Genomic DNA, 10,543 nt, shown 5'->3' with positions numbered 1-10,543 from the left:
CGCTCACGCCCGCGGCCACCCCGGCCGGGCTCCAGGAGGATCACCGTGTTCGACCACCGGCTCAGCAGCGAGTACGAGGAACTGCGGCGCACCGTCGCCGAGTTCGCCCAGGACGTGGTGGCGCCGAAGATCGGCGGGTTCTACGAGCGGGAGGAGTTCCCCTACGAGATCGTCCGCGAGATGGGGCGCATGGGCCTGTTCGGCCTGCCCTTCCCGGAGGAGTACGGCGGCATGGGCGGCGACTACTTCGCACTGGGCATCGCCCTGGAGGAACTCGCCCGGGTCGACTCCTCGGTGGCGATCACCCTGGAGGCGGCCGTCTCGCTCGGCGCGATGCCGATCCACCGGTTCGGGACGGAGGAGCAGAAGCGCGAGTGGCTGCCCCGGCTGACTTCCGGCGAACTCCTCGGCGCCTTCGGCCTGACCGAGCCCGAGGGCGGCTCGGACGCCGGCGCGACCCGCACGACCGCGCGGTACGACGAGACCACCGACGAGTGGGTCATCAACGGCACCAAGTGCTTCATCACCAACTCCGGCACGGACATCACCGGTCTGGTCACCGTCACCGCACTCACGGAACCGATCGCTCGTTCGAGTGAAGAAGGCGAATTCCGCTCGCCAACGCGCGAAATCTCTTCCATCATCGTGCCCACCGGGACCCCGGGGTTCCAGGTATCGAAGAAGTACTCGAAGGTCGGGTGGAACGCATCCGACACCCGCGAACTGTCCTTTACCGACTGCCGCGTTCCCGCGGCCAACCTGCTGGGCGAGCGTGGCCGAGGCTACGCCCAGTTCCTGCGGATCCTCGACGAGGGCCGCATCGCGATCGCGGCCCTGGCCACCGGCCTGGCCCAGGGATGCGTCGACGAGTCCGTCAAGTACGCCGGCACGCGCCGGGCCTTCGGTCGACCGATCGGCGCCAACCAGGCCATCCAGTTCAAGCTCGCCGACATGGAGCTGCGCGCCCACACCTCCCGCCTGGCCTGGCGGGACGCCGCCTCCCGGCTGCTGCACGGCGAACCGTTCAAGAAGGAGGCCGCGATCGCGAAGCTGTACTCGTCCGAGGCCGCCGTCGACAACGCCCGCGAGGCGACCCAGATCCACGGCGGGTACGGCTTCATGAACGAGTTCCCGGTCGCCCGCTTCTGGCGCGACTGCAAGATCCTGGAAATCGGGGAGGGCACATCGGAGGTTCAGCGCATGCTCATCGCCCGGGAGATCGGCGCCGGGTTCTGATCCGGCCCCACCGGAGCAACTACCCGCTCCTCAGGCGGCATTGAGGAGCCCACGACACAGAGGAGCAGGCCGAAGTCCGCGGGGCGGCCGACACCATCGGCGGCCGGCACTATCGGCCGACAACGGGGAGACGTCTCCGGGGGCGCGGACACGCAGCGCCCGACGGAGCGTCAGGGAATCACGATCACCGGGCGGTTGGCCCGCCGCGCCAGCCGCCCGGAGACCGAGCCGAAGATCTTGCCGAGCAGGCCGTGCGTCGTGCCGACGACGATCGCGTCGGCGGCGTACTCGCGGCCGACCTCCTCGATCTCGTGGCAGATGTCGCCGCCCCGCTCGATCAGGATCCACGGCACCCCGGTGAGGAAGTCCGCGCAGGCGAGCTCCAGGCCCAGGACCTCGGTCCGGTGGTCGGGGAGGTCGACGAAGACGGGAGGTTCACAGCCCGCCCAGACAGTGGCGGGCAGGCGGTTGGCGACGTGCACGATCACCAGGCCGCACTGCGAACGGCGCGCCATGCCCACCGCGTACGCGAGGGCGCGCTCGCTCGACAGGGAGCCGTCGAAGCCGACGACCACGCCGTGCTGGAAGACCGGGTCGAGGGAGCGTGCGGACGCGTCCCGGGCCGTCGACTCGGCGTGCGCGCCGGGCAGGCCGGACGCCTCCGGACGCTCGGCGCCCGGGCCCAGGCGGCCCGTCACCGGAGACCCTCCGGGGTCGGCCGGGTGCCCGCCACGCCGCTGGCGAGGCCCTGGACGGTCATGCCGGGCGAGGCCGCCCCGTCGGACCAGGAGGCCGCACAGAGCGCGCACGAGGCCCCGGGGAGCGCCCGGCTCCAGGCCTGCTTCCTCGGCGCCCGGGGTGAGATCGGCGGTACCAGCGACGCCCGAGGAGCCAGTTGGTTCGCCGGCTCGCTGGGCGGCGGCGTCGCCAACCCGCTCGCCGGCGTGCTCGTCGACACGATCATCAGCCAGCTCGCCCCCACGCTCACCCCCGTGCTCGTCGGCCGGTACGCAGCCCGGCTCGTCGGCCTGGGCGTCGGCCCGGCCATCGGCCTGTCTGCTGGCGGGCAGGCGACCCGATGCATCGGCGTGGCCGTCGGCTGGAGCGAGGTCCGCGCGGCCGCCGTCGTCCCCGGTGTCTGCGCCCGCGTTGCGGGGCGCGTCCGGCTCCACCGGTCGGAAGGACTCAAAACCAGCCATGGCTCACGGCTCTTCATGGGAGAGGGGCCGACAGGAGAGGACAACGCCGCCCGGGCAGCAGGCCCGCCCACGGGATGACGTCGGTCTGCGCCGCGCAGCACCGTATGTGACCTGTTCCTTTCAGAGTACGACGGGTGTGAGGCCCAGCCCAGCGGTGAGGCCTCGGAGCGGCATTGTTCCCGCGAAAGGAGGATGCGCCCGCCGTCGGCAGTGCGCCCTGCCCGCAGGCCACGCGCCCCCTCCAGAAAGGAGGTTCCCTGGAGCTTGACTGAGCGGACCGGGCGACGCAACAGGCCTGCCGGACACCGTGACCGGACTGTCATGGATCGGCGACGATCCGTTGCCACACGTCGCGAACCGTCACGTCCCGCCAGCCTCAGCCGGCCCGCCCGGACCCACCCGTACACCAGGTTCTGGAACCCGTTTCAGCCACTACGTACGGCTTCGCGACGCGGTCTGGCATTTGCCAGGTGCATAGGCGCGGCCGCTGGCACCATGCTCGGCATGCCCCTGCTCCTGTTCGACCTCGACAACACGCTGCTCCCCAGGGACGCCGCTTTCCGGGCCTGGGCTCAGGATTTCCTGTCCGAGCGCGACCTGCCGCCCGGAGACCTCGACTGGTTCGTCACCCTCGACGGCGGCGGCTACGTGCCGCGCAGCACCGTACTGTCTGCCGTCCGGCGCCGCTACGGGTTGGACGTCTCCGCCGAGTTCCTGCTCGCCCACTACCGACGCGGTATCAACTCCCACATCCACTGCCCGCCCGGACACGTCGACGCGCTGCGGGCGGCACGGGCGGCCGGGTGGACGCTCGGCATCGTCAGCAACGGCGGCACCCGGCCGCAGTTGGAGAAGATCCGGCTGACCGGGCTGGGGCCGCTGGTCGACGGCTGGGTCATCTCCGAGGAGGCCGACTGCGTCAAGCCGGATCCGCTGATCTTCGAGATCGCCGCCCAGCGGTGCGGCGTCGCGCCCACCGGGACGTGGGCCGCGCACACCTGGATGGTCGGGGACCACGCGCCCGCGGACATCGCCGGCGCCGAACTGGCCGGCCTGCGCAGCGTCTGGCTGCACCACGGCCGGCCCTGGGCCGAGAGCGGCTACCGGCCGACGCTGAAGGCGGCCGGCCTGCCGGAGGCCGTCGGCCAGGTGCTCGCCGCACGCGGCGCGCCGTCGGCCAGGCCAGGCCTGCGCGCGGGCGGGCCGGTCCAGCGGCGGTCCGCCGGGGTGCCGGTGCGCGCGGGGGCGCTCGCCGGCGCGCTGACCGGCGCACAGCTGACGGAATCCGCCCCTGACGGCCCGTTCACGCCTGCCGCCGTGAACGCCGGAGCGGCGAGTGCCCCCGATGGTTCGACGGCGGGGTCGGATGTCCGAAACCGTACCGGCGAGTTTGCCGTGGTCGCCGACAGCCGTCCTGGCCTGATCCCCGGCGCGGGCCCGGCGACGGACCTTGGGTCGAGCGTGCTGCGCCCCGTCGCGGTGGCGCGCCCAACGGCCGTCCGCACGGCGGCGGATGGGGTCGGGCCCGCGCGGACCACGTTCGCCGTCGCACCGGCGGCGGCCGCCCCGTAGCGCCCTGCTTGAAGGCGCCACCTCGCGCACCCCGCCCCACACGCCCTTCACGCACCCCACCGCACCGCACCGCACCGCACCGCACCGCAACCAGCGACCCGCCCCGCACCTGGCGACCCGCCCCGCACCTGGCGACGACCCGCCGCGGGGCGGCCCGGCCGTCAGCCGTGCGCGGAGGTCCGGGTCCACCAGCAGGTGCGGGCCTGCTCGGTGAACCCGAGCTTGCGGTAGAGCGGTTCGCCGAGCGAGGTGGCGACCAGGGTGGCCGGGCGATCGGGGTGCGCGTGGGCCAGGGCGGTCTGGAGCACGGCACGGGCCACGCCCTGGCCGCGCCGGGTGGGCAGGGTGGCGACCCAGTACACCCCGGTGGCCCGGCCGTCGTCGTAGGTGAGGCAGGTGCCGGCGGTGGCGCCGTCGACGCGGCCCAGCCAGGCCCGGAGCCCGGGTTCGCGCAGGAGCTGTTCCGGCAGCGCGTCGCCACGGGTCCACGGCTGCCGGGCGGGCAGCGGGAAGCCGTCCACGATCGCACGCTCGACCTGCGCGAAAGCATCGCCGTCCAGCGCCTCATCGACCGTCAGGGCTCCTCCGCCGTACGCCTCCGAGCGGAAGGGGAGGACGGCCGGGACGCCGTCGACCGGGCCGGGTTCACGGGTCATCACCGGCATGACCGGCATCCGGGTGGCGCCGAACCTGGTCAGGTCGAGTGCGCCGTACGGGTCCTCCAGGGTGAAGCAGATGGTTTCCCACTCCTTCAGGAGGTCCGCCAATTCGCCTTCCACCAGCGCTGGTTCGATATACGGACCGGTGACCACGAAGCGGTGCGAGTCCTCCGGGGTGCGGGCGCAGCGGACCGCCGTCAAGCCCGGGCGGGTGCGGAACCGCCAGCCGTGCACGTGGGCTTGGGCGAGCCAGAAGGCGGCGGCGTTGTCGTTGGCCTGTTCGAGCCGGCTGTTGGTGTTCACGGCAGGACGGTAACCCGGACGTCACGCCCCGGTTTCGCCGCCCCGGCCCTGGCCGGATGAAGCCTGGGAGGCGCACGAGCTCATTTCGTGCGCCCTCTCGTGCACCGCCGATTTTCGGTCAATTTCGCGCCAATCCCTCCCGCTTGGGCAAATCCGCAGCCCAGACCCGCCGACCGGGCGCGCGCGGGCCGGACGCCCCAGGAGCGGCCCCGCGACAACCAGCCACCGTTACACCGGCCCTCTTCCCAGAAGGGTCGACGGGTGCCACGCTTCGTGATCGAATGCATCACGCCAAATTGCCATGTCGACATAGCGTCGGATGGTGAACTTGTCACAACGGCAATGGTCAACCCGATAGATTTCGATCTTGGCGAGCAGTGCCGCACCACCCACACCACACCACCGAGGGGGCTTGAGCGCCTTGAGCAGGGTGAGCAGGAGCGACGCGGGTCCTGACAGCGGCCAGGCGGCGGCCGGTATCGCGGCTCGGTCCGCGAGAAGCACCGGCACCTCCGCGACCGCCGCCACCACCCGCAACTCCGGCACCCCGGGCGCCGCCTCGCACTCCTCGCACCCCACAGTGCCCTCCCCCGGCACCGCCGCCACCGGCACCCCGGCGGCGGCCGCGGAGCACGGCGGAGCGGCACACGGCGGGCAGGCGTACGGCGGTCCCGCGTACGGCGGGCAGGCATACGGCGGGTCGGCACACGGCGGAGCAGTGCACGGCGGCCAGCAGTCACACTCCGGACAGTCCGTCAGCCGAGGCACCGTCAGCCCGGCGCAGGCCTACGGCGCCGACTTCCCGACCTACCCCGGCTACCCGGGGACGGGCGCGCCGAACGGCGCGATCGGGGCGATCGGGGCGAACGGCACTCCTGGCCTGAACGGCGCCCCCACCGGCTCCCTGGGCGGCCCGCTCGCCGGCCTCCCCCTGGGCTCCCCCGGCCACGGCCCGCTGGGCCACGGCGGTGGCCCGGGCGCGAACGGCTCGTCGACCCCGATGACGGTCTCCGCCCCGCGCAAGCTCTCCGGCCGCCGCCGCCGGGAGACCGTCGCGGTGCTGATCTTCGGCGGGGCCCCGATCTTCGAGAGCTCGATCCCGCTGTCCGTCTTCGGCGTCGACCGCCAGGACGCCGGGGTGCCGCGCTACCGGCTGCTGGTCTGCGCCGGCGAGGACGGCCCGCTCGCCACCACCGGCGGCCTCACCCTCTCCGCTCCGTACGGTCTGGAGGCCCTCGCCCGGGCCGGCACGATCGTCGTACCGGCCTGGCGCTCGATCTCGCAGCCCCCGCCGGTCGAGGCGATCACCGCCCTGCGCAAGGCCCACCACGAGGGCGCGCGGATCATCGGGCTCTGCACCGGCGCCTTCGTCCTGGCCGCCGCCGGCCTGCTGGACGGCCGTCCGGCGACCACCCACTGGATGTACGCGCCGACACTGGCCAAGCGCTACCCCCGGGTGCACGTGGACCCGCGCGAGCTCTTCGTCGACGACGGCGACGTGCTCACCTCGGCCGGCACCGCCGCCGGCATCGACCTGTGCCTGCACGTGGTGCGCAGCGACCACGGCGCCGAGGCGGCCAACGCGCTGGCCCGCCGCCTGGTGGTCCCGAGCCGTCGCAGCGGCGGCGGACAGGCCCAGTACATCGATCAGTCTTTACCGGAGGAGATCGGCAACGACCCGCTGGCCGAGGTGGTCACCTGGGCGTTGGAGAACCTCAACCAGCAGTTCGACGTCGAGGTGCTGGCGGCCCGCGCGTACATGAGCCGACGCACCTTCGACCGGCGGTTCCGCACGCTCACCGGCAGCGCGCCGCTGCAGTGGCTGATCACCCAGCGGGTGCTCCAGGCGCAGCGGCTGCTGGAGACCTCGGAGCTGTCGGTGGACGACGTCGCCCGCCGGTGCGGGTTCCGTTCGCCGGTGGCGCTGCGCGGGCACTTCCGCCGCCAGCTCGGGGTCTCGCCGGCCGCGTACCGGACCAGCTACCGGGCACGCCGGCCCGGGCCGCAGTCGGCGGTGCCGACCGGTCCGCACGGCGGCGACCTGCGGCTGCCCGGCGCGCTGCCGCACGCGGCGGTCGCGGCCGGGTCGGCGGCGGGCGCGGCGCTGTTCGGCGGGGCACACGGCACGCAGCACGGCACGCAGCACGGCGCGCAGCCCGCGTACCCGTTCCCGGCCGGGAACGGCGCACCGGCGCAGGCCGGACCGCACGGCCAGCCGCTGCCGCACGGCGCGTCACCGGCCTCGGCGGGGCAGCCGGGCCCGCACGGCCAGCCCGGCCCGTTCGCTCCGGGGCAGGCCGGGACGTCGGCCGACCGGGCCTTCCACGCCCGTGCCGGGCAGCCGTACCCGCACCAGCAGGCCGCGCAGCAGCCGCACCCCGGGCAGCAGGGTGCGGCGGGGCGCGGTCCGGTGCGGTCGCCGCTGGTGCCGCCGCAGGCCGGGTCGGGGGCGGGGCGTCCGCCGCGCACCGCGGAGCACGCGGCGGCGGAGGACGGCCACCCCCAGCCGGGGGCGCGCGGCCAGGGGCAGGGGCACCGCAGTGCGGTCGAACGGCCCGCGGACGAACCGGGTGCCGCGGCGGGCTCCGCCCGCGGTCACGGCTCGGCGAGCGGCCGGGTGCCGGCCCCCGCCCCCACCGGGCAGCCGACGACCGGGGCGGGCGAGCTCCGGGGCCGGCAGGCACGGGTGCCGCAGGCCCGTCCGCAGGGCGGCCGGACGGCGGCGACCGACGGTGCCCGGGCGGCGCGCGAGGCCCGTCCGGCCCGGGACGGTCACGCGGTCCGGACCGGGCGGGAGGGCGAGCGGCCGGACGGTCACGGCCCGCACGGCGGCGCGGAGGAGCACCAGGCCGAGGGCTGTGCCCCGGAGCCCCGCTCGGCTCCGCCGGTCCCCGCGGCGCGTGATCGCGCCGTAGGGTGAGTTGTGTGAATGACCGTTTGGTATGGATCGACTGTGAAATGACCGGCCTCGACCTCGACCAGGACGCCCTGGTCGAGGTCGCGGCACTGGTGACGGACTCCGAGCTCAACATCCTCGGCGAGGGTGTGGACGTCATCATCCGCCCGCCGGCGGAGGCGCTGGCGGGCATGCCCGAGGTGGTGCGCGCGATGCACACCTCCTCCGGCCTGCTGGAGGAGCTGGAGCAGGGCGTGACGCTGGCCGAGGCCGAGGCGCGGGTGCTCGCGTACATCCGCGAGCACGTGCCGGAGGCCGGCCGGACGCCGCTGTGCGGGAACTCGGTGGCCACCGACCGCGGCTTCCTCGCCCGGGACATGCCGGCCCTGGAGAAGCACCTGCACTACCGGATCGTGGACGTCTCCTCGATCAAGGAGCTGGCCCGCCGCTGGTACCCGAAGGCGTACTACAACAGCCCGCAGAAGGGCGGCAACCACCGGGCGCTCGCCGACATCCGCGAGAGCATCGACGAACTGCGGTACTACCGCGAGGCGGTGTTCGTCCCGCAGCCCGGACCGGACACCGACACCGCGCACGCCATCGCCGAGAAGTACCAGGCCCCGGAGGGCTGACCGGAGGAGCCCGGGAGAGGTGCCCGCGTTCGCCTGGACGAAAGCCTGGCGCGAGCACCCTCCCGGATCCTGTAGAGTTCTTCCTGTCGGAACGGGAACGCGGAAGCGGGAACGGGCCGGACAGATGGTGGGTGTAGCTCAGTTGGTAGAGCACCTGGTTGTGGTCCAGGTGGCCGCGGGTTCAAGTCCCGTCACTCACCCCAGAGCCTGAGGGGCCGATCTCTTCGAGAGATCGGCCCCTCAGGCGTTTTCGCGTTTCCTCAACTCTCCACCGCGGTTCGGGTTTTCCCGGCGCAGGCCTGCCGTCAGAAGCTACCGGCTAGTAACATTCCTGCCATGACCACACCTTCGATCGGCCAGCTGCTCGACTCCACCGTGCCGATGGCGCACACCCTCAAACTGGAGTACCTGGAGACCGCCCCGGACCGCGCCGTACTGCGACTGCCCGACCAGCCCGCGTACCACAACCACGTCGGCGGACCGCACGCCGGCGCGATGTTCACCCTCGCCGAGTCCGCCAGCGGCTGCATCGTGCTCGCCGCCTTCGGCGACCAGCTCTCCCGGGCCGTGCCGCTCGCGGTGAACGCCGAGATCGCCTACAAGAAGCTCGCCATGGGCGAGGTCACCGCCACCGCCGTCCTCGGTCGCCCCGCCGCCGAGGTCGTCGCCGAGCTGGACGCCGGCGGCCGCCCCGAGTTCCCGGTCACCGTCGAGATCACCCGCGCCGACGGCGCCGTCACCGGTGTGATGACCGTCACCTGGACGCTGCGCCCCAACTCCTGACCGCGCCACGGCCGGTGGCCCCGGGCAACCCGGCCCCGGGGCCACCCGTGCGATGACTGTCCGTGACGGCGGGCGTGACCTCACGACCCGTCCGCTCGTTCTCAACTCACATGCGAGCCAATCACGCGACCAAGCCCCAGGAACCCGCCCCCCGTGGCGTCGGCGCACGGCGCGCGATCGGCCGGTGGCTGCCCCGCGTCCTCGCCGCCGGCGGCGCCCTCCTCGCCCAACTCGGGGGCTTCGGCGCGCAGGGCGCCTCCGCCGACCCGCTGCCGGACCAGACCCGACCAGCCGTCCGCCGCACCCTGACCGGCGGGTCGGCGCCCGGCCGGCTCGTCCAGGCCGGGCGGCCCGCGTACGACGGGCCGTCGGCCGAGCGGTCCGACGCCGCCGGGCGCCCGGCGGCCGAGGAGACCGACCGCCCCTCCCCCGGGCTCGCCGGGGAACTGACCGGCGCCGTCCCCGACGCCGGGATCGACGGCGCCACCGACACGGTCGGCAGCGTCTTCCAGGACCGGATCCGGGCCGGCGGCCTCCCCCTGCCCGGCCAACGGGCCGCCGTCCCCGACGCCTTCGCGATCGCCTCCGGACTGCTCGACACCGTCCCCGCCCAGGGCCGCCCCGCCGAGACCCGCGCCTCCCGGGAGGGCGGGCCCGCCGAACTGCCCGCCACCGCACGGTCCGGCGCCGCCGGAGGCCGCTCCGCCGCACCGGCCGCCACCACCCGCCCGTCCGGGGCGGCCGACGCGCCCCCGGTCCAGGAGGCCACCGCCCCGGACGGGCGGAGCGCGGCCGGACCCGCCACGAGTCGTGACCGGACGGGCACCACCACCGCCCCTCCGGTCGGGCCCGGCGCACCCGCCCAGCCGCCCGAAACCCTCGTGCTCGCCGACACCGCCACGGTGACGGTCGTGGGCGACGGCTCCGCCACCGCGACCGCCGTCCTCGCGCCGATCGCCGCCGGGCTGCTGCTGACCGGCGCGGCCATGTGCAAGCACCGCGGCCTGCCGCGCGGGCACTGACCGGGCTCACGCTCCTGGCGACGGCTCCAGCGCCGGCCGCGGACGTGCACGCCCGGGGGCGAGCCGGGCGGCGTGCTGCCGATCCGGGTCGCACTCCTCGCCGGCCGGGACGGCTCCGCGTCCGGGCCGGAGTCGGGATGCCGAGCCGGCGCAGGCCGGACGGCGACCACCGCTGTCAGCCTCGACCCGGACCGCCGTCAAAGGAGTTCAGGCGCTGGGCAACCCCGCCGGGCGGTCAGCC

General features: G+C 74.5%; 8 protein-coding genes, 1 tRNA gene and 1 pseudogene. 8 read left to right on the top strand and 2 right to left on the bottom strand.

Annotation, left to right across the window (positions count from 1 at the left end; all coding sequences use genetic code 11):
- The first annotated feature begins 45 nt into the window (after positions 1–45).
- Positions 46–1,236: an acyl-CoA dehydrogenase family protein gene (locus tag ACIO9K_RS20755; RefSeq protein ID WP_063349303.1), complete on the top strand. Its 1,191-nt coding sequence runs from the start codon at positions 46–48 to the stop codon at positions 1,234–1,236.
- Positions 1,237–1,406: 170 nt separating this feature from the next.
- Here ACIO9K_RS20755 and ACIO9K_RS20750 read toward each other — a convergent pair whose 3' ends face one another.
- A complete protein-coding gene (locus tag ACIO9K_RS20750; RefSeq protein WP_363620161.1) occupies positions 1,407–1,886 on the bottom strand; it encodes a universal stress protein in 480 nt (159 codons plus the stop codon).
- A 72-nt stretch (positions 1,887–1,958) separates the two neighbouring features.
- Here ACIO9K_RS20750 and ACIO9K_RS20745 point away from each other — a divergent pair, with 72 nt between their 5' ends.
- Together ACIO9K_RS20745 and ACIO9K_RS20740 are read left to right on the top strand one after the other, a co-directional pair.
- Complete coding sequence (locus tag ACIO9K_RS20745; RefSeq protein WP_400331691.1) at positions 1,959–2,513, top strand: hypothetical protein; 555 nt, start codon at positions 1,959–1,961, stop codon at positions 2,511–2,513.
- Positions 2,514–2,939: 426 nt separating this feature from the next.
- On the top strand, positions 2,940–4,007 hold the full coding sequence (locus tag ACIO9K_RS20740) for an HAD family hydrolase (protein WP_363619927.1): 1,068 nt from the start codon (positions 2,940–2,942) through the stop codon (positions 4,005–4,007).
- A gap of 161 nt (positions 4,008–4,168) precedes the next feature.
- On the opposite strand, the gene ACIO9K_RS20735 is transcribed toward ACIO9K_RS20740, so the two are convergent.
- Positions 4,169–4,969, bottom strand: coding sequence for a GNAT family N-acetyltransferase (locus ACIO9K_RS20735; RefSeq protein WP_400331687.1), 801 nt, complete (start codon positions 4,967–4,969; stop codon positions 4,169–4,171).
- 1,000 nt (positions 4,970–5,969) lie between these two features.
- On the opposite strand from ACIO9K_RS20735, the pseudogene ACIO9K_RS20730 reads away from it, so the two are divergent.
- The 5 genes and pseudogenes from ACIO9K_RS20730 to ACIO9K_RS20710 all read left to right on the top strand — a co-directional run.
- Positions 5,970–6,972, top strand: a pseudogene (locus ACIO9K_RS20730) (helix-turn-helix domain-containing protein); the annotation flags it as partial.
- A gap of 922 nt (positions 6,973–7,894) precedes the next feature.
- Positions 7,895–8,497 carry an oligoribonuclease gene (gene orn, locus ACIO9K_RS20725; protein ID WP_400331684.1) on the top strand — a complete coding sequence of 201 codons (603 nt, stop codon included), beginning with the start codon at positions 7,895–7,897 and terminating at the stop codon, positions 8,495–8,497.
- Positions 8,498–8,624: 127 nt separating this feature from the next.
- Positions 8,625–8,700: transfer RNA gene (locus ACIO9K_RS20720), tRNA-His, on the top strand.
- A gap of 133 nt (positions 8,701–8,833) precedes the next feature.
- Positions 8,834–9,280 carry a DUF4442 domain-containing protein gene (locus ACIO9K_RS20715; RefSeq protein WP_363583564.1) on the top strand — a complete coding sequence of 149 codons (447 nt, stop codon included), beginning with the start codon at positions 8,834–8,836 and terminating at the stop codon, positions 9,278–9,280.
- Between the two features lie 110 nt (positions 9,281–9,390).
- The gene (locus ACIO9K_RS20710; protein WP_400331681.1) at positions 9,391–10,302 is read left to right on the top strand and encodes a hypothetical protein; all 912 of its coding nucleotides are present in this window, start codon (positions 9,391–9,393) and stop codon (positions 10,300–10,302) included.
- Positions 10,303–10,543 lie beyond the last annotated feature (241 nt).

Origin of the sequence: Kitasatospora sp. NPDC087271 (assembly GCF_044744605.1) — a bacterium.
Taxonomy (GTDB): domain Bacteria; phylum Actinomycetota; class Actinomycetes; order Streptomycetales; family Streptomycetaceae; genus Kitasatospora.
This window is presented reverse-complemented; position numbering and strand designations above follow the sequence as displayed.

Coding starts and splice junctions, on each gene's coding strand:
- ACIO9K_RS20740 (WP_363619927.1), top strand. CDS start 2,940: ATGCCCCTGCTCCTGTTCGACCTCGACAACACGCTGCTCCCCAGGGAC.
- ACIO9K_RS20715 (WP_363583564.1), top strand. CDS start 8,834: ATGACCACACCTTCGATCGGCCAGCTGCTCGACTCCACCGTGCCGATG.
- ACIO9K_RS20710 (WP_400331681.1), top strand. CDS start 9,391: ATGCGAGCCAATCACGCGACCAAGCCCCAGGAACCCGCCCCCCGTGGC.